The organism is Yersinia artesiana (genome assembly GCF_902726545.1).
Taxonomy (GTDB): domain Bacteria; phylum Pseudomonadota; class Gammaproteobacteria; order Enterobacterales; family Enterobacteriaceae; genus Yersinia; species Yersinia artesiana.
Genome location: NZ_CACVAD010000003.1, coordinates 18,628 through 40,297, shown reverse-complemented (window position 1 = coordinate 40,297; position 21,670 = coordinate 18,628). Strand labels below are relative to the sequence as shown.

Below are 21,670 nucleotides of genomic sequence, written 5' to 3'. Positions count from 1 at the left end.
CCATTACTATTATTAGCACAAATTATACCCTTATGTACCCCTACAGGGGAATTGCACTAAGACTGGAGCCTATGTCCCATTCCATGACACCAGCAATACCTGTCACCTCTCGCGGTGAACAAGCCCGTCAGCAACTGATACAAGCGGCGACCGAGTTGTTCGGCGAACAGGGTTTGAAAGGGGCTACCACCCGTGAGATTGCTCAGCGGGCCGGCCAGAATATTGCCGCGATTACTTACTACTTCAATTCCAAAGAAGGTCTGTATCTGGCGGTGGCGCAACAAATTGCCGATTTTATTCAACAAGCTTTTGCGCCACTGAGACAGGAAATTGACCAGTTTCTGCTACTACCGCGCCAGGAGCAAAGCCCGGAACAGCAGCTGCATTATATCCGCCGTGGATTATTAGAATTCAGTCATTTAATGACACAGCCAGAAACGCTGAATCTCAGCAAAATCATGGCGCGGGAGCAACTCTCCCCCACTGATGCATATCTGTTGATTCATACTCAGGCCATTGCACCTTTACACCAAAAACTGAACCTATTGCTGGCGGCATTCATTGGTGCCGATGCAAATGCTACAAAAACTATTCTTCATACACATGCATTAATTGGTGAAGTTCTGGCTTTCCGTATGGGGCGAGAAACCATCCGCCGGCAAGCTGGATGGCTGGAAATCGGTGAATCTGAAAGTGAGATGATTAATCAAGTACTTATCGAACATATTGACCTGTTGCTTTATGGGCTGCGGGCTAAAACATTAGGGTGAAATCACTGACCTGGTTGTCATAAAAATCGGTAACAGATAGGGAGCATTATGAATCGTAAGAAGATTATAGTGGCCGTCGTTATTGTCGCTCTGTTGGCGGCAATAGGTTACGGATGGAGTTATTATCGCCAACAACAAGACGCCACATTGACGTTATATGGTAATGTCGATATTCGCACCGTGAATCTGGGCTTTAGAGTCGGTGGCCGGCTAGCCTCTCTCGCGGTCGATGAAGGCGATAAAATTCAACCGGGTGAAATGTTGGGAAAACTGGATGACGGCCCTTATGTCAACGCCCTCAAACAAGCGCAGGCGAATGTACAAAGTGCACAGGCCCAATTAGCGTTACTGAAAGCGGGCTATCGGGAGGAAGAGATTGCCCAGGTCAGGTCTGAGGTTTCCCAGCGCGAGGCTGCATTCAGTTACGCTGACAGCTTCCTCAAACGCCAACAAGGATTGTGGGCCAATAAAGCCACTTCTGCTAATGAACTGGAAAATGCCCGTACCGCGCGTAATCAGGCTCAAGCCAATCTGCAAGCATCGAAAGATAAGCTGGCTCAATACTTAAGCGGTAACCGCCCGCAAGAAATTGCGCAAGCCGAAGCAAATCTGGCGCAAAGTGAAGCTGAATTGGCGCAAGCCCAGCTCAACTTGCAAGATACCACCCTACTCTCTCCCTCTGGCGGGACGGTACTGACACGCGCTGTTGAGCCAGGCACCATTCTATCTGCCAGCAACACCGTCTTTACGCTCTCTCTGACTGATCCTGTTTGGGTACGAGCCTATGTCAGCGAGCGTCATTTGGGTCAAGCGATCCCTGGGACTGAGGTCGAAGTCTTTACTGATGGCCGCCCGGACAAGCCTTATCACGGCAAAATCGGTTTTGTTTCGCCGACCGCCGAATTTACCCCTAAGAGTGTGGAAACGCCGGATTTACGCACCGATCTGGTTTATCGCTTACGTATTATCATCACCGATGCCGATGAGTCGCTGCGCCAGGGTATGCCGGTCACTGTCCGCTTTGTACAACCTTAAGGTGGTATGAGCTATGAATGGCATCCAGCATCTTATTACTTTGGAAGGTGTCGAAAAATCCTTCCCTGGACTGGAGAACCCTGCCGTTGCCAGCCTGACCACTGAAATTCGCAGCGGTGCCGTCACCGGTTTAGTCGGGCCTGACGGTGCCGGTAAGACCACGCTGTTGCGAATGTTGGCGGGGTTGCTCAAACCCAGTCATGGCAAGTTGTCAGTCGTAGGTCTTGACCCGGTGGAAAATGATCGTCAGTTGCATTCAATCCTCGGCTATATGCCGCAAAAGTTTGGATTGTATGAAGATTTGACGGTAATGGAGAACCTGACGCTGTATGCCGATTTACGCGGTGTAACTGGTGAACAGCGCCGCCAAACATTCGAGCGCCTGCTGACTTTTACCGATTTGACCCGCTTTACTGAACGGCTGGCCGGCAAGCTTTCTGGCGGTATGAAGCAAAAACTGGGGCTGGCTTGTACCTTGGTCGGTCAGCCAAAAGTCTTGTTGCTTGATGAGCCAGGTGTCGGTGTCGACCCCATCTCACGCCGCGAGTTATGGCGCATGGTTCATGAGTTGGCAAGTGACGGTATGCTTATCCTGTGGAGTACCTCCTATTTGGATGAGGCTGAGCAATGCCGCGAGGTTTTGCTGCTCAATGAAGGTAAGCTGCTTTACAGCGGCGCACCACAGGAACTGACACAGCGTATGAGTGGCCGAACCATTTTGGTTGCTGCTCAAACCGGAACTAACCGCAAATTGCTACAGCACGCCCTAACATTGCCACAGGTCAGTGATGGGGTGATTCAGGGGAAATATGTGCGGCTGATCCTCAAGCCGGAAGTGGATCACAGCCAGGTATTATCTCTGTTAAATCAACCTAATGGCGAAATCATGGAGGCCGACCCACGCTTTGAAGATGCCTTTATTGACCTGCTGGGCGGCGGCCCGGCCAGTGAGTCTGCTTTGGCAAAAATCATGCCCAAAGTCGAAGGTAGCCATGACGAAACCGTGATTGAAGCCCAAGAGTTAACCAAGAAATTTGGTGATTTCGCCGCCACTGATCATGTGAATTTTCAGGTAAAACGCGGCGAGATATTTGGCTTACTCGGACCGAACGGTGCCGGTAAATCAACCACTTTTAAGATGATGTGTGGTTTGCTGGTTCCCAGCAGTGGCAAGGCATTGGTGCTGGGTATGGATCTGAAAACCAGTTCAGGTAAAGCACGCCAACATTTGGGTTATATGGCGCAGAAATTTTCACTGTATGGCAACCTGACAGTGGAGCAAAACCTGAAGTTTTTCTCCGGTGTTTATGGCCTACAGGGTAAAACCCAGCGCGATAAAATTGCCGATATGACGTCAGCATTTAATTTCACACCGATTCTCAAACAAACACCTGATTCACTGCCGCTTGGGTTCAAACAGCGCCTGGCGCTGGCATGCGCCCTGATGCATGAACCCGACATCCTGTTTCTGGACGAGCCAACCTCCGGTGTTGACCCGCTCACTCGCCGTGAGTTTTGGTTGCATATCAATGGGATGGTAGACAAGGGTGTGACAGTCATGGTCACCACTCATTTTATGGATGAAGCGGAGTATTGTGATCGCATCGGCCTGGTTTACCGCGGCAAAATTATTGCCGCAGGCACACCTGATGAGCTAAAGCAGCAAGTCGCCACTGATGAAAATCCGAATCCATCAATGGAAGAAGCATTTATCGAACTGGTCCTGCGCTATGACCGGCAAAACGATAAGGAGCAGCAATCATGACCGAGCCACATGATTTCCATGTAAATAAATCGCCGGTAAATGAGAGTGAAACTTATCAAGACACCGGATTCTCCTGGCGTCGCTTACGAGCGCTGTGCAATAAAGAAACCCGGCAAATTCTACGTGACCCAAGCAGCGGGCTGATTGCTTTTGTCATCCCCCTATTGTTGCTGTTTATATTTGGCTACGGCATCAATCTGGATTCGAGCAAGCTGCATATTGGCATTTTGATGGAGCAACAGAGTCGACCCGCGCAAGATTTGGCTAACGCGTTCGCCAGTTCACCTTATATCTCGCCACAAATCAGTGATAACCGTCAGGCACTGATTCAGGCGATGCAGGCCGGTAAAATTCGTGGGCTTATTGTGATTCCCAATGACTTTGCCGAGCAACTTGCACGGCCTGAGAGTAAAGCCCCGATTCAGGTAATTACTGATGGCAGTGAGCCAAATACCGCCAATTTTGTGCAAGGTTATGCTCAAGGTGTCTGGCAAATCTGGCAACAGCAGCAGGCGCAAAATCTGGGGCAAAAGAATGATCCGTTAATAGAGATTCAGGTGCGTTATTGGTTTAACCCTGCTGCCATCAGCCGACATTTTATTATTCCAGGTGCCATCACTATTATCATGACAGTGATTGGCGCGATCCTGACGTCACTGGTGATCGCCCGCGAATGGGAACGCGGCACCATGGAGGCGTTATTGTCGACTCAGGTCACGCGCAGTGAACTGTTGTTGTCGAAACTTATCCCCTATTACGTACTCGGCATGGTCGCTATGACGCTATGTATGGTGGTCGCGGTGTTTATCCTCGGTGTACCTTATCGTGGCTCATTGTGGATATTGTTTGTCATGACCAGCTTGTTCTTAGCCAGCACACTGGGCATGGGGTTATTGATTTCGACTATCACCCGCAACCAGTTCAATGCTGCGATGGTGGCATTGAACGCCGCATTCCTGCCCGCGGTTATGCTGTCTGGATTTATTTTCCAAATCGACAGTATGCCAGCCGTTGTCCGCGCCGTGACCTATATCATTCCTGCCCGCTATTTTGTCAGTAGCCTGCAAACTCTGTTTTTGGCGGGGAATATCGGTACCGTTTTGGTGATTAACCTATTGTTCCTGATCGCATCAGCCGTGGTCTTTATTGGCCTGACAGCTTGGAAAACTCATCGTCGATTAGATTAAGTCGTCGACTCGATTAGCAGAAGGAAGTTGGCAATGTTTCATCGCCTCTACACATTGATTATTAAAGAGTTGCAGTCGCTGCTACGTGAACCGCAAACCCGCGCGATATTAATCATGCCAGTGATATTGCAGGTGATCTTATTCCCATTCGCCGCCACATTAGAAGTGACTAATGCCACTATCGCCATTTACAGTGAAGATAGCGGCAAGGCCTCGGTCGAACTCACCCAGCGCTTCGCTAAAGCCGAAGCCTTTTCTCACGTCTTGCTGCTGCACAGTCCACAAGAGATTCAGCCGGTCATTGATAATCAGAAAGCGCTGCTGTTGATTCGCTTTCCTGAGCAGTTCAGTGCGGATTTGGCCAATGGCAAAATGACTCAGCTACAACTCGTATTAGATGGGCGCAATTCCAACAGTGCTCAAATAGCGGCAAATTACATTCAGCAAATTGTGCAAGAGTACCAATTAGAATTGACTGAAGGGCAAGTTAAGCCCAATAACAGCGAGTTGGTGATTCGAAACTGGTATAACCCGAATCTGGATTACAAATGGTTTGTTGTGCCGTCATTGATTGCGATGATTACAACTATCGGCGTACTGATTGTGACGTCGCTGTCCGTAGCGCGTGAGCGAGAGCAAGGGACATTGGAACAGCTTCTGGTTTCACCACTGACTACCTGGCAAATTTTTATCGGCAAAGCGGTTCCGGCGCTGATAGTGGCTACGTTCCAGGCGACTATCGTGTTGTTTATCGGAATATTTTTCTACCAAATCCCCTTTGCTGGCTCGTTGGCGCTGTTCTACGGCACTATGTTGCTCTACGGCCTGTCGCTGGTCGGTTTTGGCTTATTGATTTCATCGCTATGTTCCACTCAGCAGCAAGCATTTATCGGTGTATTTGTCTTTATGATGCCGGCAATCCTGCTTTCTGGTTATGTCTCCCCAGTGGAGAACATGCCCATTTGGCTGCAAAACATCACGTGGATCAATCCTATCCGCCACTTTACTGATATCACCAAACAGATTTATCTCAAGGATGCCAGCTTCGATATTATCTGGCACAGCTTGTGGCCGCTGTTGGTGATAACGGCCACGACAGGGAGTGTGGCATATGGAATGTTTAGACGGAAAATTGCGTAGCGGATTTAATCGTTAGCACTGCATATCCGCTCACTAAAAAGCAAAAAGGACACCAATATGGTGTCCTTTCAAATTTTGAGCAGTGTACGCCGGGCAAATCTGCCGCGTCGCAGCCCTTAATCAACCCGCTTAGCGGCGGTTGCCGAAAATCCGCAGTAACATCAGGAACAAGTTGATAAAATCAAGATACAGGGTCAATGCGCCGACGATAGAATATTTACGGAAATTATCTCTATCATTAGAATCCAACTGCGCGCCCATATTTTTCAGCTTCTGGGTATCGTAAGCAGTCAGACCAACAAATACCAACACGCCGATATAAGTGACAGCCCACATCAATGCCGGGCTTTTCAGCCAGATATTAACGATAGAAGCCAACACGATACCAATCAAGCCCATAAACAGCATGCTACCCATACCACTCAAATCACGTTTAGTGGTATAGCCGTACACACTCATCGCACCAAACATTCCGGCACAAATAATAAACGTGCTGGCGATAGAAGCGCCGGTATACATGATAAGGATGCTGGAAAGAGTTAGCCCCGTCAGCGCTGAATACAGCATAAACAGGCTGGTTGCCATTGAACCACTTAAGCGATTAACCATGCCAGAAATAACAAATACCAGACCTAACTGAACAATAATCAGCCCGAAAAAGGTGATCTGGCTGGAAAAGATAAAATTCATTACCGCAGGCGTATTTGCTGCGTACCAAGCGACTACTGCTGTTAATAACAGACCACAGGTCATCCAGCCGTATACCTGCGCCATATATGCCTGAATGCCAGAGTTGGCACGTTCGACAATTGAACCATTAGAGCGTGGATAGCGATCCATGGTAGTTACCTTATGCATATAAATAATGATACAGGCTATCAGCTGACAGCCCACCGACTCTTTAAGGGTACCACAGAAATAGGGCAAACAAGGGAGTAAAAATAGATGTTTAGGGCCAATCTTTACACGGGTTTACGTACAGTTTACCAACGTCTGGCAGCAGCATGATCACTGTCGCGTGATTCGACCCAACGTTCGCCCTCCGTGGTTGCTTCACGTTTCCAGAAGGGTGCCCGTGTTTTCAGATAATCCATAATAAACTCAGCCGACTCAAACGCCATACTGCGATGAGCACTGGTCACGCCAACAAAGACAATTTCATCGCCGGGAAACAACGGCCCCACCCGATGAATGACTGACACGCGCTGCAAAGGCCAGCGGCTGCGCGCTTGGGCAATGATTTCTTCCAGCGCTTTTTCTGTCATCCCTGGATAATGCTCCAGCGTCAAAGCACTGACATTAGCCCCCAAATTATGATTTCGGACTTTGCCGGTAAAGGTCACCACCGCGCCATCTTCATCACACTGTGACAACCAGGTGTACTCTTCGCCGACATTAAATGCCTCCGGCCCGACACGAATACGCGTGTTGTCCATCATCAACCTCCCGTCACTGGTGGGAAGAAAGCCACTTCATCTCCCGCAACCAAAGGGTGCTGCATGTTGACCAGCGATTGATTCACCGCCGTGAGCAATTTACCTTCTTCCAGTGCTAACTGCCAGCGTTCACCCCGCTGACATAGGGATTGACGCAAAGCTTCAACCGTTGGAAATTCCGCTGCCAGTTGCAAGCGGTCAATTCCTACCAACTCACGAACCTGAGCAAAAAATAGAATCTGAATCATGAGTTCACCTTAAAATCACCGGATTTTCCGCCACTTTTTGCCAACAGGCGAACCGGGCCAATTATCATGTCTTTTTGTACGGCTTTACACATGTCGTAAATAGTCAGGGCCGCAACGGACGCTGCGGTGAGAGCTTCCATTTCCACCCCGGTTTTACCGGTCAAGCGACAGCAGGATTCGATGCGAACTATATTGTGTTCCGGTTGTGCTTCCAGTTGGACTTCCACTTTGGTGAGCAACAGCGGGTGGCACAGCGGAATTAATTCCCAGGTTTTTTTAGCCGCCTGAATACCTGCAATTCGTGCAGTGGCAAACACATCACCTTTATGATGGCTACCTTCGATAATCATGGCCAAAGTCGCAGCGTGCATTTCGACGAAAGCCTCCGCACGGGCTTCACGCACGGTTTCTATTTTGGAGGAAACGTCCACCATATGGGCTTCGCCAGCGGCATTAATGTGAGTCAGTTGGGTCATAGATAACCTTTGTTCTTGATATTGCAGCCGATCAGCCACCAATAAACGATAAATTCTGTGTGATACCGCTGTTGCCTTGATGCAAGAAATGAGTTTGTTTCTTGGTTTGCAATGCGCTTTGAATCCGCGCCATTAATTCATCTTGCTGGTCGTCACTGGTCAACAAATCACGCAGCGTAATACCCTGCTCGCCAAACAAGCATAAATGCAGATTTCCCAGCGCTGAAACACGCAGGCGGTTACAACTGGCACAGAAGTCTTTCTCATACGGCATGATAAGCCCAACTTCGCCCAGATAATCCGGGTGATGAAACACCTGAGCCGGGCCATCGCTGCGCGCACGTTCTTGCTGCTGCCAGCCTTGCTGGAGCAATTGCTGGCGGATGACGCTGCCGGAAACATGGTGCTTGCGGAACAAATTGCCGCCCTCGCCGGTTTCCATCAGTTCAATAAATCGCAGTTGAATCGGGCGAGATTTTATCCAGTTAAGGAATGCACCGAGATTCTTGTCATTGACATCCCGCATCAGCACGGCATTGATTTTGACTTTCTCAAAACCCACATCAAAAGCGGCATCAATTCCTTGCATCACTTGATGAAATTTATTTTGTCCGGTGATGGCATGAAACTGCCGTGGGTCGAGGCTATCAACACTGACATTAATCGCCGTCAGCCCCGCCTCACGCCATTGGGCTGCATCACGCGCTAAACGGTAACCATTGGTAGTCACCGCCAAGGTGCGGATCGCGGGATTTTGACGAATGGTGGCGATAATGTCGGTAAAATCGCGGCGCATAGATGGCTCGCCACCGGTTAAGCGGATTTTTTCTGTCCCCAATAGCGAGAATGCCCGGCTGACGCGGCTTATTTCGTCAAGGCTGAGAAAACTTTTAACTCCGTCCGGGCGGTAGCCATCGGGCAGGCAATATGTGCAGCGAAAATTACACACATCGGTAATCGATAGGCGCAAGTAATAGAACTTGCGCGCAAATGCGTCTGTAAGTTGTACCATAACACCTTTCCAAATACGGGAGATGCAGGCATTTCTACCTCGCACCCTGGTGGCTTAAAGCCACGGCCAGGGCATCATATTGTCCATAAACGCAACAACGTAGACACCAAGGCTAGGAGTTTGTGCTCAGTCACTGTACTGACAGCTAACTGAACCATGGTTAAAAAAGTCATTTTGGGTATAGCCGCTAATCGCTAAAAACCCCACTTTTCCTCCAGATTCTAACGCTAAAACTGTAAGATAGCCAATGGCTGTTTTCGCTATATATTTTTATATACAACGACTTATGCATAAAACTGACGCTCATTCCGCTCATGCCTAATACTGGGTTAAAATCACGAAAACCATGGCTTTTATCGCGTTTCAGCGGCAAATCCGTTAACTTATGCAGCAATTTCACCATTAGCTCTACTATTAGAGTCAGGCAACAATATTTAGGCAGGAAAAATATGCGAAATCGCACATTAGCGGACCTTGATCGGGTGGTGGCTTTAGGTGGCGGCCATGGGCTGGGGCGAGTGATGTCAGCCCTTTCCCCTTTAGGCTCACGCCTGACCGGTATTGTTACCACCACCGATAATGGCGGTTCAACCGGTCGCATCCGCCGTTCAGAGGGTGGGATTGCCTGGGGTGATACGCGTAACTGCCTGAATCAACTGATAACAGAACCCAGTGTCGCTTCTGCAATGTTCGAATACCGCTTTACCGGTAATGGTGAACTGGCGGGTCATAATCTGGGCAATTTAATGCTCAAGGCACTGGACCATCTCAGTATTCGGCCCATTGAAGCCATTAACCTGGTACGCAGCTTGCTGAAAGTGGATGCCTGGTTGATCCCCATGTCGGAACAACCCGTCGATTTACTGGCTATCGATAGTGAAGGGCACCCGGTTTACGGCGAAGTGAATATTGACCAACTTGCGCATATGCCGAAAGATTTGCTGCTATCTCCCCATGTCCACGCGACCAAGGAAGCGATTGAAGCAATCAGCCAGGCAGATGTCATTTTAATCGGGCCGGGGAGCTTTTTGACCAGCCTGATGCCGCTGTTATTACTCGATGATCTCACTCAAGCCCTGCGACGCAGCTCTGCCAGCATGATTTATATTGGCAATCTGGGGCGTGAACTCAGTGTGGCGGCCGCTGGGCTGTCATTGCATGAAAAGCTGGAAATAATGGAAAGTAAGATTGGCCGAAAAATTATTGATGCGGCAATTGTAAGCCCACGCATTGATATCAGTGGCGTTGCGAACAGAATCATTGTCCAACAGCCCCTGGAAGCCAAAGATATCCCCTATCGCCATGACCGAGAGTTACTGCGCCAGGCACTGGAAACCACCTTGCAACAATTAGGTGGTGCCGGCTCGGTGTAAGTGGGCGCACAAGGTTACTTGCGCGATTTTTCTTCCAAAGCAGCGGTCTCAGTCATGTGGATATAAAGCTCTTCCACTTTAGTTCGTGCCCATGGCGTACGTCGCAAAAACTTCAGGCTAGATTTGATACTTGGCGAGCTGGTAAAACAGTTGATCCGAATGCGATATGCCAACTCTTCCCAACCATAATGCTCAACCAATTTGGTCAACAGTTGCTCAAGGGTAATACCGTGTAACGGATCTTTTGATACATGGTCACTCATCATTTGCCCTTTTTATTTGTCTCTTAACCCTAATTTTAGCGGCACACCTTACGAGGAATCGAGCTATGCCGCAAGATGTTAAGAGATGGCGATAAACTGTTGGCGTAACTGATGCACCTGATCGCGCAATTCTGCCGCCTGCTCAAACTCAAGGTTTTGCGCGTGGGTGTACATCTGCGCTTCCAATTCACGGATTTTCTGATCAAGCGCTTTTGGTGCCAGAGATTGGTAGTTGTTGGTGTCAGCCACTTTGCCACCCCGACCTTTCCCCTTGCCACGGGTAGAAGGTTGGCCCAACTGCAGAATATCTCCGATCTTCTTGTTTAGCCCTTGTGGAATAATGCCGCGCTCTTCATTGTAAGCTTGCTGTTTGGCTCGACGCCGCTCTGTTTCACCAATGGCTTTTTCCATTGAAGCGGTAATTCTGTCACCATAAAGAATGGCTTTACCATTAAGGTTACGAGCTGCGCGACCAATGGTCTGAATCAGGGAGCGCTCAGAACGCAGGAAACCTTCTTTATCGGCATCAAGGATGGCAACGAGTGAAACCTCCGGCATATCCAGCCCTTCTCGCAGTAAGTTGATCCCCACCAGCACATCAAACTCACCCAAACGCAAATCACGGATAATCTCTACGCGCTCCACGGTATCAATATCCGAATGTAGGTAACGCACCCGCGCGCCATGCTCTTCCAGATACTCGGTTAAGTCCTCTGCCATGCGTTTGGTCAGCGTAGTGACCAGCACCCGCTCATTAATTGCAGCGCGAATGCGGATCTCTGACAGCAAGTCATCCACCTGTGTGGCTACAGGGCGCACCTCAATTAATGGATCGAGCAAGCCGGTTGGGCGCACCACCTGGTCGATAACTTCGCCACCGGATTTTTCCAGCTCGTATTTGCCCGGAGTGGCCGAAACATAGATAGTTTGCGGTGCCAGCGCTTCAAACTCTTCAAAACGCATTGGGCGGTTATCCAGCGCCGAGGGGAGCCGGAAGCCATATTCCACCAATGTTTCTTTACGTGAGCGGTCACCTTTATACATGCCGCCGATTTGCGGGATGGTGACGTGGGATTCATCTACAATTAGCAAACCATCGGCTGGCAGATAATCAAATAGTGTTGGCGGCGGCTCTCCCGGCCCACGGCCCGAGAGATAGCGAGAATAGTTTTCAATACCAGAGCAGTAACCCAGCTCATTCATCATTTCGAGGTCAAACTGGGTTCGCTGGGTAATACGCTGTTCTTCGATCAATTTATTGTTGGCTAGTAGCACCTTACGCCGCTCTGCCAACTCAACTTTGATCTCTTCCATCGCCTGTAAAATTCGCTCCCGCGGGGTAACGTAGTGCGTTTTAGGATAAACAGTAAAACGTGGAACCTCGTGTTGTAGCTGGCCGGTTAGCGGATCAAATATCGATAGCCGTTCCACTTCCTCATCAAACAACTCTACCCGCAGTGCCCATTCATCAGATTCCGCCGGGAAGATGTCGATAACTTCGCCACGCACGCGGAAAGTGCCGCGCTGAAACACCTGATCGTTGCGGCTATATTGCAATTCTGACAAACGGCGCAAAATAGAACGCTGATCGATGATCATACCCTTGGTCAAATGCAGCATCATTTTCAGGTATAAATCAGGGTCACCCAGACCATAAATGGCAGAGACCGAGGCCACCACCACCACATCGCGCCGCTCCAGCAGGGCCTTGGTGGCCGATAGCCTCATTTGCTCGATATGCTCGTTTACCGAGGCATCTTTCTCGATAAAAGTATCAGAGCTTGGCACATAAGCTTCGGGCTGATAGTAGTCATAGTAGGAGACGAAATATTCCACCGCATTCTCAGGAAAGAACTCTTTCATCTCACCATAAAGCTGCGCGGCCAGGGTTTTGTTGGGTGCTAACACCATAGTGGGCCGATTCAGGTCAGCAATGACATTGGCTACCGTAAAGGTTTTGCCCGAGCCGGTCACCCCCAACAGTGTTTGATGAGCCAGACCATTTTCCAGCCCCTCCTCCAGTTTCCGGATGGCCTCAGGCTGATCACCTGCTGGCTTAAACTCAGAATGTAGTTTGAATGGTTTACTCATGAATTTGCTACCCGCCGGAGAAATACAAACTGTCAGGAGGCTAATTATGAAAGCCCCATAGATTTTTGCCACTGCTATGATACTGGATATAAAACCAGCTTCAAGCACCAAAATGCCGAAATTTCTCTCAATGCAATATTGCACGCATTATTACAGTGAGATGTGGATAGCATTTGCACCCTAAAAGTATTTTTATCCCCAGCCATTAACATCAACACATTATTGAGAGTTAATTGCTTAAAGATTATCCATCCATACAGGCTATATTTCCTGAGCGCTTGATTTTAATTAACTCATTGAAAATAAAAAAATTTATTAAAAAGTCGAGAATCCGGACAACACGAGCGGAAGCCGCGTCCGCTCTCGTCTGTCATCAGTTTTCTATGGCTAATGCACAAGGTTATCCACAGGAATGGTGGATAACTCATTCAACCCCACAAGGGCCGTGCGTTGGCGAAAAGCGAAGCTTCGCGGCGTAATAGTGACAAACTGGCTTTTTTAGTGTTTTTTTTACATTTTTATTTCACCGCATATTTCAATTAGTGCTAACAAATCTATTTGCTAATTCTATAATTTTCATTCTTTCTGTGAGGCCGCTCAGTAACGCAATAAGCACTGTATTTTTATTGCACCATTATCTCCTCTCTGGCACTGCTTGAGTGCAATAATTGCTCCCCCATCATTGCCCCTCCGGTTGTTTTAATCGTTTTCTTTTCCCCGTTTGCGCAAAAACCATTTACAGCCCGTTAACATACCTATTTTATCCTCACTCATCACAACTTGGCCCAAGAGTTGCTTCATATATTGATGCTCGCAACCACCCGCTAGAAATGTGGTGTTTTATGCAGTGCTGCCGCTACCAGGTATGCAGATTTGCTGGTTAATTCTTCACTAGCCGTTACAGAACACCGGGATACCTGTGAATAACTGAGATCGACTGAGGAGAAGCACTGATGCTGAGTTTAACCGCTGTAAATCAATACTATGGTCAGAACCATATTCTTTGGGATATCAATCTGGAGATTCCTCGCGGCCAATGTACCTGCCTGATTGGACGCAATGGCGTAGGGAAAACCACATTAATTAATTGCATCATGGGCCATCTGCCCATTATGAGTGGCACCATGACCTGGCAGCCTAACCATGAACCGCCGCAGAATTTGTTACAGCAACCTGTTGAGGGGCGCACTGCACTGGGTATCGGCTATGTTCCGCAAGGGCAACAGATATTCTCCCAAATGAGTGTTGAGGAGAATATGTTAATAGCCGTGCTCGCTGGACATAAATCACGCCATATTCCGGGCTGGATTTTTGAGTTGTTTCCCCTGTTATATGACAAACGCCATCAACGAGGTGGGGAACTTACCCGTCATCAGCAACAACAGTTGGCGATTGCTCGCGCACTGGTCGCCGAACCTGAATTGCTTATTCTTGATGAACCAGGTAACGGCACGTTGCCGCCACTGAGTGAAGATATCGGCAATATTCTGCAAAAACTTAGCCGTAGCCTTGGCATGACGGTATTGTTAGTCGAACATCGATTGCCGTTTATTCAACATGTTGCAGATAGATTCTGCCTGATGGCTGGTGGACGAAATGTAGCGCAAGGAACGTTAGATCAGTTGGATGAAAATATGATTATTGAGCATTTGGTCAGTTGATATGGCTCAATACTGCGGTGGACAACAGCCGATTTGTGCCAAACGAAATAGTGGGCTAATAACAGGTATTAGCCCTTTTAGTCACTAAATGGCTAAAAATCCGTATTTACCTTTAATCTGGGCGGCGGTGCACTGCCAATAAACTCAGATCCAGATAGCGATCAAGATCACGTCGCTCTGTCACAGGAGAAGTGGTCAAATCCGCAAGATGGGGAACAACGCCCAATAACGGCGCGTTTATCATCTGTTTCAGTGTTGCCATGTATTCAGTTTGCCGCCGTCCTGCCGCTATCACCTCATTCGCCACCCAGCCTGCCAGCGATAATCCCGCTTGCTCAATCGCCAAAGCCGTTAACAGCGCATGATTGATGCAACCCAGTTTTACCCCAACAACCATTATCACCGGCAATTGTTCCTGCTGCACCCAGTCGGCAAACGTCGCCTGTGACGAAAGTGGCGTAAACCAGCCCCCCGCTCCTTCGACTAATATCCAGTCAGCCGATTGCTCAAGTTGGCGTAAACCTTGTGATAAGACCGGCAAATGAATCTCCTGCCCTTCACTAACGCTGGCAATATGCGGTGAGGTGGCCTCCAGTAATGTCAGCGGATTCACCTGTGCATAAGACAATGTTTGAGTGCTGTTCGCCTGTAATGCCAGCGCATCGCTGTTACGCAAGCCATCGGCTGTCATCTGGCTACCGGATGCCACCGGTTTATAACCGGCGGTACGAAAGCCTTGGAGGGCTGCGGCTTGTAGCAAAGCACAACTGGCAACTGTCTTACCGACATCAGTATCTGTGCCGGTGATAAACCAACGTTTAATCACGATAAATAACCCCATAAACTAAATGGTAACTCAGTGGGTAGTAACCAGATTGCATGCTATAAGCGTGCTGCAAGGCCATGAGGCGCTTGCGGCCATTCAATCCAGCCTTGCGCCCTTGATGTAAATGCGTGGCACCAATGCCCTGTAGCGAGCGCATAAGGGCGATGACATTCGGAAACTGTTGCTGATATGTCTGCGGTGTCAGGGTGTGGCGATATCCCTGACAAACCGCGCTGATATGCTGAAATGAGAGGAAATCATTCACATGCCGCTTACCATCCACCTGTTGCCACGCCTGCCCCAATTCATCCAGAGAGCCGTCGGCCAAAGTGGAAAACAGAATGATCCCCCCAGGGCGCGTGACCCGATACAGTTCGGCCAGCGCCACAGATAAATCGGTGCACCACTGCACCGCTAAATTGCTAAAACAGATATCAACGGATTGATCTGGCAGCGGAATATTCTCAATATCCCCAAGAAGGTAGTCATCGGCAGCTTTGTGCTGACGGGCGTGCTCCAACATGCCCGCAGCCAGATCCAATGCAATAACCTGCTTACCGCGCTCGCGCCAAAGACGGCTGAAATGCCCAGTACCACAACCAGCATCCAATACTGACATCCCCGGATGCGGTACGCCGAGTGCCAACAAGGCATTACCGGTTTCCCGTTGCAAATCGGCGGCGGTATCGTAACTGCCAGCCGCTCGACTAAAAGCCGCAGCAATTGCCGGTTTATTTACTGTTAGCTGATTTACTGTGGGTTTGCTGGCTCTTGCTGGCGGTGAATTTTCAGTGACAAACGCCATGTAGCACCTCCAACAACCGGTCAATATCATCACTCTGATGGGCGGCACTCAGGGTAATACGCAATCTTGCGCCACCGGGAGGAACTGTCGGCGGGCGAATAGCCGTCACCCACAAGCCCGCAGCGCGTAGCTGTTCTGCCAATGCCACGGTCTGTTGATTGTCGCCGACCAATAGTGGCTGAATCGCCGTGTCAGATGCCCCTAATTGCAGCGGTAAAGCTGCTGCACCGCAGCGAAATTGCGTGATGCGTTGCTGGAGGCGTTGGCGCAAATCATCACCTTGCTGAATACGCAGTAGCGCGGCTTGCAGAGCACAGGCCTGCGCCGGTGGCATTGCCGTGCTGTAAATCAGGTGACGGGCATATTGCAGCAAGTACTCGGCTACCGGCTCCTGACACAACACCGCCGCACCACTTAAGCCAAACGCCTTACCAAAAGTCACCACCAGCAGTTCAGGTTTCACACCTTGCAACTCACAACTTCCCCGCCCCGCAGCCCCCCGCACGCCGATACCATGAGCGTCGTCTACCAATAACCAGCCCCCCGCCGCCGCCGTATGTTGCTGTATCGCCGCCAACGGTGCACTGTCGCCATCCATGCTAAAAACGCCTTCTGTCACCACCAAAGTTTGACCTGAACACGGCTTATTAAGCAGTTTTTGCAGTGAATCAGGTTGATTGTGAGCAAAACGTCGAAGTTGTGCCGGAGAGTGTGCAGCGGCCTCCAGCAAAGAGGCGTGACTGAGCTTATCCGCCAGAATTCGGTCATCCGCAGCGGTTAACGCCGTCAATACAGCCTGATTGGCGGCAAAGCCGGAGATAAACAACAAAGCGCGCGGATAACCCAGCCAGTCAGCCAATTGTTGTTCCAATTGGGCATGCGGCAAGCTATAGCCCGTAACATGACCGGAGCCACCGCTCCCCACGCCATAGCGCTGCGCCCCTTGTTGCCAGGCCGCAATCACCGCGGGATCCTGACTCAATCCCAAATAGTCATTGCTGGAAAAGTTGAGATATTGCTGCGCACCAGTGTGTAACCAGCGCCCATTCGCCCCATCATTGACTTGACGGCAACGATAAGCGGCTGCCTCGTGCCGCTGTTGCAGGCCGAGATCTATTTTGTTCTGCCAGCTCATCAGTGGGCCGCGTTATAAAATTGAACCGAGTCTTCGGGCAAGGAGTCGCCGTGCAATAATTGCTCGGTCAAAACCTGTTGCTGTTCACGATCACCATGGGAAGTCGCGGTCTGCTGCGGGTTCAGCCCCAATTTGCGGAATAGCTGTAAATCTTTATCTTCTTCCGGATTCGGCGTGGTGAGTAATTTGCAGCCATAGAAAATGGAATTCGCTCCAGCCATAAAGCACATGGCCTGCGTTTGTTCATTCATCTGCTCACGGCCAGCGGAGAGCCGCACATAAGAGGTTGGCATCATAATGCGAGCAACCGCGATGGTGCGAATAAACTCGAAAGCATCCACATCGTCGTTATTTTCCAGCGGCGTACCTTTCACTTTGACCAGCATGTTGATCGGCACACTTTCCGGTGGTTTAGGCAAATTTGCCAGTTGCACCAGCAACCCGGCGCGGTCACGCACCGTTTCGCCCAGCCCAACAATGCCGCCGGAACAGACTTTGATCCCGGCATCGCGCACTTCGCTTAGGGTATCAAGCCGCTCCTGATAACTGCGGGTGGTGATGATGCTGCCGTAGAATTCCGGCGAGGTATCCAGATTGTGATTGTAATAATCTAATCCGGCGTCTGCCAAACGGTGGGCTTGCTGTTTGTCCAAAGTCCCCAAGGTCATGCAGGTTTCCATACCCATCGCCTTGACGCCTTCGACCATTTTTTCCAGATAAGGCATATCGCGCTCATGTGGATTTTTCCAGGCCGCTCCCATACAAAAACGAGTTGAACCCGCAGCTTTGGCTTTTTTCGCGGATTCCAGCACTTGCTCGACCTGCATTAATCGCTCACTTTCCAGCCCGGTTTTGTAACGCGAACTCTGTGGACAATATTTGCAATCCTCCGGGCAAGCACCGGTTTTAATCGACAACAAAGTGCTGACTTGAACCTGGCGTGGATCAAAATGCTGACGATGAATCTGCTGAGCTTCAAATAATAAATCCAACAACGGTTTTTCAAACAGGGCCTGGGCTTGCCCGACTGTCCAGCGAATAGAATTTGCCATTACGGCCTCTCCAAAGAAGAGAAAAAAGTGTCGTCAGTGTAAATAAACTCGATATACTGTCAACCATTCTTGAATCATTTTGGTTTACAACTCATTCTCATGACACCTTCTGACCTGGCTTTTGATCAACGCCATATCTGGCATCCCTACACTTCAATGACTGACCCACTGCCCTGCTATCCGGTAGTTGCCGCCGAAGGTGTTGAGCTGCAACTGGCCGATGGCCGACGTCTGATTGATGGCATGTCTTCATGGTGGGCGGCGATTCACGGATACAACCACCCGGCACTGAATCAGGCGGCACATCAGCAGTTGGATAAGATGTCGCATGTGATGTTTGGCGGTATTACCCACCCGCCAGCGGTGAAACTTTGCCAACAACTGGTCGCCATGACCCCGCCGGCGCTGGAATGCGTGTTTCTGGCTGATTCTGGCTCGGTGGCAGTCGAGGTTGCACTGAAAATGGCATTGCAATACTGGCAGGCCAAAGGGGAACGGCGGCAGCGGATTTTGACCCTGCGCCACGGCTATCATGGCGATACCTTCGGCGCGATGTCAGTGTGTGACCCGCAGAATTCTATGCACAGTTTGTATCAAGGTTATTTAGCTGAAAATCTGTTCGCCACCGCGCCACAAAGCCGCTTTGATGAGGTATGGAACCCGGAAGACATCACCGATTTTGCTGCGATGATAGCAAAGCACGCCGGTGATATTGCGGCGGTGATTTTGGAGCCAATAGTGCAAGGCGCAGGAGGGATGCGTATCTATCACCCCGCCTATCTGCGCGAGGTCAGGGCTTTGTGCGATCAATATAATATTTTGTTGATTGCTGATGAAATCGCCACAGGATTTGGCCGTACCGGCAAACTTTTTGCCTCTGAACACGCGCAAATCGTGCCGGATATTCTCTGTTTAGGTAAGGCACTCACTGGTGGCTATTTGACCTTATCCGCCACACTGACCACCCGAAAAGTGGCAGAAACCATCAGTAACGGTGATGCCGGGTGCTTTATGCATGGGCCGACATTTATGGCAAACCCGCTAGCTTGCGCAGTGGCCTCGGCCAGCCTGAGTCTATTGGCAGAGAATCACTGGCAACAGCAAGTGGCTTCCATCGAAATTCAATTGAAACAAACATTGTTACCGCTGATAAAACATCAGGCCGTGGCTGATGTGCGGGTATTAGGGGCTATCGGGGTGGTGGAAATGAAGGAACCGGTTAACGTCGCTCGCCTGCAACGCGGTTTTGTTGAACAAGGGGTATGGATCAGGCCCTTCGGTAAGCTGATTTACCTGATGCCACCTTATATTATCTCGTCAGAAGCATTAACCCGACTGACCGATGCGGTGGCAGGTGCGGTGGAAAATCACAGTTAACCTTGTGCTTTAAGCCAATATTTGCAAACCGCGTTTATCAACGATGGATAATAATTTTAGGGCCGAAGAACTGGGAATGGTTTCACCCCGCTCCCATTTTTGGACTGCCTTTTTGCTGACATTAAGATAGAGCGCGAAAATAGGTTGGCTAACCTTTTCTCGCTCCCTTATCGCTTTAATATCATTCGGTGAATAATTTTTTACTGGCTCAATACATTGGGCATCAAAGTCTTGCATTGTTACCGTATCGACAAAACCGGCTTCATGCAGGCTTTGTATCTCCTGATGGATTGAAGACAAAATTTTACTCATCGGCACACCTTACGTAGTTTGTTACTGGCAACCAATTTTTGCAGGTCGCCCTCAGTAAAATTAAAATAGACTTTTGCTAATGCTCTGAACGCCAATAACTCTTTTATGTTTATGTTATCCCGTTCATTTTTGGTAAACCCATACAGCAGAAATACGTTTTTACCACTTCGAAATGCGATAATAACCCGATAACTCCTGCGCTTACCTTGCCCCTTTTTGGCGATACGTTTCTTGTAAAGGCCATTTCCCAGAGTGACATCTATAAGACCTTTATCCATCTCGGAAACAGCATCTTTTATATCCTGATCAACAATCCCTTCTTTTCGGGTAAAAGAGGCAAAACCTTGGCTGAGAAAAATGTCCGTCATAAATTCCTTTCATTATACTATACCCCTTAGGGGTATACCCGCAATCATCCTGATTGCTAAATGGACATGGATTTTCATAACTATTTAATATGAAAACGGCCCTTTCAGGCCGTTAAGTTGATCATTTACACCCTTGGTGTACCAATGCTGACCCACATTGGGCCTTTCCCAACCGGATAGCGGTGGAGGGTTGTCAACTCGCCGCTATGCTGATCGATACGATACACTGCGATATGATCAGATTTCTGGCCGGAAGAGATCAGGAACTGACCGCTGTGATCAATATTAAAACCGCGCGGCTGGGCTTCAGTCTGATGGTGTCCAACCAACGCAATCTCACGCCCGTCTTCAGAAACACTAAAAATCCCCAACAGACTGGCAGTACGGTCGCTAATGTACAAATGGCGGCCATTTGGCGTGATGTGGATATCAGCCGCCCAACGGGTGTCTGTAAAGCCAGCAGGCATAGCATCTAATGTTTGAATGATCTTATATTCTTGGCCGTTATCGCTGATTTGGTATACATCAACCGAGCTATTCAGCTCATTGACACAATAAGCCACCTGCTGATTAGGGTGGAAAGCCATATGACGCGGGCCTGCACCAGCGGCAACCGTCACAGCCGCCTGCGCGTGTGGCGTCAATTTGCCCTCAGCGCTCAAATCAAATAAGCGCACTTTGTCTTCTTTCAGACAAGGTACCAGCAGGATTTGATTGGTTGGGTCAATATTTGCCGAGTGTGGCGCGGGTAGATCATCAAGTTGCTGAATAGGCGCTTGCACCACACCGTGCTCATCAATAGGGCTGATACTGACACAGTTGAAACTGTAAGAAGCAGAGAACAGAAAACGGCCTTGCAGATCCGTACCAATATGAGTTGGGCTACCTGGCAACGGCGCCATACCGGCGGCAGTCAAGGTGCCATCATCGGCAATGTTATAGCTGACGATGCCAAAATCAGGACGAACGCCAACATACAGATGACGTTGGTTCGGATTGATTGTCATCGGCTGCACCTGGCCCGGTACTTCCACCGTTTGCAGTAAGGTTAATTCACCGGTGGAACCTAATTGCCAGACATGGATCTGCTGACTGTCTGGGCTTGCCACGTAAACCACTTGCTTCATTTTTACTCCTTAGTCGAGCTTGTTGGGCAACACTATTTTTTATTAACGCATGATTGATACCCTAGCTTACCTGACTGAGCAGGTCTACCATCGCGCATTTTAAAACTAATGATGCTGACCAACCCCAGTCAGGTTTAATCAACGGCTTATCCGGTGTACCATCAGAAAATACTATTCAAGCATATTATTTCTCGCCTTGGGATTAGCATCA

22 protein-coding genes and 1 riboswitch are annotated in these 21,670 nt (G+C 49.4%); of the genes, 8 read left to right on the top strand and 14 right to left on the bottom strand.

Annotated elements, in window-relative coordinates:
* Positions 1-71: 71 nt before the first annotated feature.
* Genes HU019_RS01505 through HU019_RS01485 form a run of 5 tightly spaced genes read left to right on the top strand, consistent with a single transcriptional unit; the run spans position 72 to position 5,897 of the window.
* Entirely contained in the window at positions 72-770 is a 699-nt protein-coding gene (locus HU019_RS01505) for a transcriptional regulator (RefSeq protein WP_174848351.1), read from the top strand.
* Positions 771-818: 48 nt separating this feature from the next.
* Positions 819-1,805, top strand: a complete 987-nt coding sequence (hlyD, locus tag HU019_RS01500; RefSeq protein ID WP_174848350.1) for a secretion protein HlyD — start codon at positions 819-821, stop codon at positions 1,803-1,805.
* A gap of 13 nt (positions 1,806-1,818) precedes the next feature.
* Positions 1,819-3,570, top strand: a complete 1,752-nt coding sequence (locus HU019_RS01495; RefSeq protein WP_174848349.1) for an ATP-binding cassette domain-containing protein — start codon at positions 1,819-1,821, stop codon at positions 3,568-3,570.
* The gene (locus tag HU019_RS01490; protein ID WP_174848348.1) at positions 3,567-4,757 is read left to right on the top strand and encodes an ABC transporter permease; all 1,191 of its coding nucleotides are present in this window, start codon (positions 3,567-3,569) and stop codon (positions 4,755-4,757) included. The genes HU019_RS01495 and HU019_RS01490 overlap by 4 nt, the downstream gene beginning before the upstream one ends.
* 33 nt (positions 4,758-4,790) lie before the next feature.
* Entirely contained in the window at positions 4,791-5,897 is a 1,107-nt protein-coding gene (locus HU019_RS01485; RefSeq protein ID WP_174848347.1) for an ABC transporter permease, read from the top strand.
* A 129-nt stretch (positions 5,898-6,026) separates the two neighbouring features.
* On the opposite strand, the gene HU019_RS01480 is transcribed toward HU019_RS01485, so the two are convergent.
* The 5 genes from HU019_RS01480 to moaA form a co-directional block, all read right to left on the bottom strand.
* Positions 6,027-6,737, bottom strand: coding sequence for a Bax inhibitor-1/YccA family protein (locus HU019_RS01480; protein WP_005158923.1), 711 nt, complete (start codon positions 6,735-6,737; stop codon positions 6,027-6,029).
* 143 nt (positions 6,738-6,880) lie between these two features.
* A complete protein-coding gene (gene moaE, locus HU019_RS01475; RefSeq protein WP_174848406.1) occupies positions 6,881-7,333 on the bottom strand; it encodes a molybdopterin synthase catalytic subunit MoaE in 453 nt (150 codons plus the stop codon).
* Between the two features lie 2 nt (positions 7,334-7,335).
* Complete coding sequence (gene moaD / locus HU019_RS01470) at positions 7,336-7,581, bottom strand: molybdopterin synthase sulfur carrier subunit (RefSeq protein WP_174848346.1); 246 nt, start codon at positions 7,579-7,581, stop codon at positions 7,336-7,338.
* On the bottom strand, positions 7,578-8,057 hold the full coding sequence (gene moaC, locus HU019_RS01465) for a cyclic pyranopterin monophosphate synthase MoaC (protein ID WP_174848345.1): 480 nt from the start codon (positions 8,055-8,057) through the stop codon (positions 7,578-7,580). The genes moaD and moaC overlap by 4 nt, the downstream gene beginning before the upstream one ends.
* 31 nt (positions 8,058-8,088) lie before the next feature.
* The gene (moaA, locus tag HU019_RS01460) at positions 8,089-9,069 is read right to left on the bottom strand and encodes a GTP 3',8-cyclase MoaA (RefSeq protein ID WP_174848344.1); all 981 of its coding nucleotides are present in this window, start codon (positions 9,067-9,069) and stop codon (positions 8,089-8,091) included.
* A riboswitch (molybdenum cofactor riboswitch) is annotated at positions 9,056-9,200 on the bottom strand. Its footprint overlaps the gene before it by 14 nt.
* A 318-nt stretch (positions 9,201-9,518) precedes the next feature.
* Between moaA and HU019_RS01455 the strand changes: the two genes are divergently transcribed.
* A complete protein-coding gene (locus tag HU019_RS01455; RefSeq protein ID WP_174848343.1) occupies positions 9,519-10,442 on the top strand; it encodes a gluconeogenesis factor YvcK family protein in 924 nt (307 codons plus the stop codon).
* 14 nt (positions 10,443-10,456) lie between these two features.
* Here HU019_RS01455 and HU019_RS01450 read toward each other — a convergent pair whose 3' ends face one another.
* Together HU019_RS01450 and uvrB are read right to left on the bottom strand one after the other, a co-directional pair.
* Positions 10,457-10,705 carry a VF530 family protein gene (locus HU019_RS01450; protein WP_174848342.1) on the bottom strand — a complete coding sequence of 83 codons (249 nt, stop codon included), beginning with the start codon at positions 10,703-10,705 and terminating at the stop codon, positions 10,457-10,459.
* 78 nt (positions 10,706-10,783) lie between these two features.
* A complete protein-coding gene (uvrB, locus tag HU019_RS01445; protein WP_174848341.1) occupies positions 10,784-12,796 on the bottom strand; it encodes an excinuclease ABC subunit UvrB in 2,013 nt (670 codons plus the stop codon).
* A 953-nt stretch (positions 12,797-13,749) separates the two neighbouring features.
* Here uvrB and HU019_RS01440 point away from each other — a divergent pair.
* The gene (locus HU019_RS01440) at positions 13,750-14,457 is read left to right on the top strand and encodes a branched-chain amino acid ABC transporter ATP-binding protein (protein WP_174848340.1); all 708 of its coding nucleotides are present in this window, start codon (positions 13,750-13,752) and stop codon (positions 14,455-14,457) included.
* Between the two features lie 112 nt (positions 14,458-14,569).
* Here the strand turns inward: HU019_RS01440 and bioD are convergent, their stop codons facing one another.
* From bioD to bioB, 4 genes are read right to left on the bottom strand one after another with little or no spacing between them, the layout of a single operon-like run.
* Positions 14,570-15,283, bottom strand: coding sequence for a dethiobiotin synthase (gene bioD, locus HU019_RS01435; RefSeq protein WP_174848339.1), 714 nt, complete (start codon positions 15,281-15,283; stop codon positions 14,570-14,572).
* Complete coding sequence (bioC, locus tag HU019_RS01430; RefSeq protein WP_174848338.1) at positions 15,276-16,088, bottom strand: malonyl-ACP O-methyltransferase BioC; 813 nt, start codon at positions 16,086-16,088, stop codon at positions 15,276-15,278. Before bioC ends, bioD begins: the two co-directional genes overlap by 8 nt.
* A complete protein-coding gene (gene bioF / locus HU019_RS01425; protein WP_174848337.1) occupies positions 16,072-17,223 on the bottom strand; it encodes an 8-amino-7-oxononanoate synthase in 1,152 nt (383 codons plus the stop codon). Before bioF ends, bioC begins: the two co-directional genes overlap by 17 nt.
* Entirely contained in the window at positions 17,223-18,275 is a 1,053-nt protein-coding gene (bioB, locus tag HU019_RS01420; RefSeq protein WP_174848336.1) for a biotin synthase BioB, read from the bottom strand. The genes bioF and bioB overlap by 1 nt, the downstream gene beginning before the upstream one ends.
* Before the next feature lie 99 nt (positions 18,276-18,374).
* On the opposite strand from bioB, the gene bioA reads away from it, so the two are divergent.
* Positions 18,375-19,652 (top strand): adenosylmethionine--8-amino-7-oxononanoate transaminase, encoded by a 1,278-nt coding sequence (bioA, locus tag HU019_RS01415; RefSeq protein ID WP_174848335.1) that lies wholly within the window; start codon positions 18,375-18,377, stop codon positions 19,650-19,652.
* Positions 19,653-19,661: 9 nt separating this feature from the next.
* Here bioA and HU019_RS01410 read toward each other — a convergent pair whose 3' ends face one another.
* The 3 genes from HU019_RS01410 to pgl form a co-directional block, all read right to left on the bottom strand.
* Positions 19,662-19,964 carry a helix-turn-helix domain-containing protein gene (locus HU019_RS01410; RefSeq protein WP_174848334.1) on the bottom strand — a complete coding sequence of 101 codons (303 nt, stop codon included), beginning with the start codon at positions 19,962-19,964 and terminating at the stop codon, positions 19,662-19,664.
* Positions 19,961-20,332 (bottom strand): type II toxin-antitoxin system RelE/ParE family toxin, encoded by a 372-nt coding sequence (locus tag HU019_RS01405; protein ID WP_174848333.1) that lies wholly within the window; start codon positions 20,330-20,332, stop codon positions 19,961-19,963. Before HU019_RS01405 ends, HU019_RS01410 begins: the two co-directional genes overlap by 4 nt.
* A 125-nt stretch (positions 20,333-20,457) precedes the next feature.
* The gene (pgl, locus tag HU019_RS01400) at positions 20,458-21,459 is read right to left on the bottom strand and encodes a 6-phosphogluconolactonase (RefSeq protein ID WP_174848332.1); all 1,002 of its coding nucleotides are present in this window, start codon (positions 21,457-21,459) and stop codon (positions 20,458-20,460) included.
* Positions 21,460-21,670: the final 211 nt, after the last annotated feature.

What these genes read in the sequence shown, in the direction of transcription:
- bioF (WP_174848337.1), bottom strand. Translation starts at nt 17,223, where the DNA reads ATGAGCTGGCAGAACAAAATAGATCTCGGCCTGCAACAGCGGCACGAG.
- hlyD (WP_174848350.1), top strand. Translation starts at nt 819, where the DNA reads ATGAATCGTAAGAAGATTATAGTGGCCGTCGTTATTGTCGCTCTGTTG.
- HU019_RS01450 (WP_174848342.1), bottom strand. Translation starts at nt 10,705, where the DNA reads ATGAGTGACCATGTATCAAAAGATCCGTTACACGGTATTACCCTTGAG.
- HU019_RS01455 (WP_174848343.1), top strand. Translation starts at nt 9,519, where the DNA reads ATGCGAAATCGCACATTAGCGGACCTTGATCGGGTGGTGGCTTTAGGT.
- pgl (WP_174848332.1), bottom strand. Translation starts at nt 21,459, where the DNA reads ATGAAGCAAGTGGTTTACGTGGCAAGCCCAGACAGTCAGCAGATCCAT.
- HU019_RS01495 (WP_174848349.1), top strand. Translation starts at nt 1,819, where the DNA reads ATGAATGGCATCCAGCATCTTATTACTTTGGAAGGTGTCGAAAAATCC.
- moaA (WP_174848344.1), bottom strand. Translation starts at nt 9,069, where the DNA reads ATGGTACAACTTACAGACGCATTTGCGCGCAAGTTCTATTACTTGCGC.
- moaD (WP_174848346.1), bottom strand. Translation starts at nt 7,581, where the DNA reads ATGATTCAGATTCTATTTTTTGCTCAGGTTCGTGAGTTGGTAGGAATT.
- HU019_RS01485 (WP_174848347.1), top strand. Translation starts at nt 4,791, where the DNA reads ATGTTTCATCGCCTCTACACATTGATTATTAAAGAGTTGCAGTCGCTG.
- bioC (WP_174848338.1), bottom strand. Translation starts at nt 16,088, where the DNA reads ATGGCGTTTGTCACTGAAAATTCACCGCCAGCAAGAGCCAGCAAACCC.
- HU019_RS01410 (WP_174848334.1), bottom strand. Translation starts at nt 19,964, where the DNA reads ATGAGTAAAATTTTGTCTTCAATCCATCAGGAGATACAAAGCCTGCAT.
- HU019_RS01440 (WP_174848340.1), top strand. Translation starts at nt 13,750, where the DNA reads ATGCTGAGTTTAACCGCTGTAAATCAATACTATGGTCAGAACCATATT.
- HU019_RS01505 (WP_174848351.1), top strand. Translation starts at nt 72, where the DNA reads ATGTCCCATTCCATGACACCAGCAATACCTGTCACCTCTCGCGGTGAA.
- uvrB (WP_174848341.1), bottom strand. Translation starts at nt 12,796, where the DNA reads ATGAGTAAACCATTCAAACTACATTCTGAGTTTAAGCCAGCAGGTGAT.
- HU019_RS01405 (WP_174848333.1), bottom strand. Translation starts at nt 20,332, where the DNA reads ATGACGGACATTTTTCTCAGCCAAGGTTTTGCCTCTTTTACCCGAAAA.
- bioB (WP_174848336.1), bottom strand. Translation starts at nt 18,275, where the DNA reads ATGGCAAATTCTATTCGCTGGACAGTCGGGCAAGCCCAGGCCCTGTTT.
- moaC (WP_174848345.1), bottom strand. Translation starts at nt 8,057, where the DNA reads ATGACCCAACTGACTCACATTAATGCCGCTGGCGAAGCCCATATGGTG.
- HU019_RS01480 (WP_005158923.1), bottom strand. Translation starts at nt 6,737, where the DNA reads ATGGATCGCTATCCACGCTCTAATGGTTCAATTGTCGAACGTGCCAAC.
- HU019_RS01490 (WP_174848348.1), top strand. Translation starts at nt 3,567, where the DNA reads ATGACCGAGCCACATGATTTCCATGTAAATAAATCGCCGGTAAATGAG.
- moaE (WP_174848406.1), bottom strand. Translation starts at nt 7,333, where the DNA reads ATGGACAACACGCGTATTCGTGTCGGGCCGGAGGCATTTAATGTCGGC.
- bioA (WP_174848335.1), top strand. Translation starts at nt 18,375, where the DNA reads ATGACACCTTCTGACCTGGCTTTTGATCAACGCCATATCTGGCATCCC.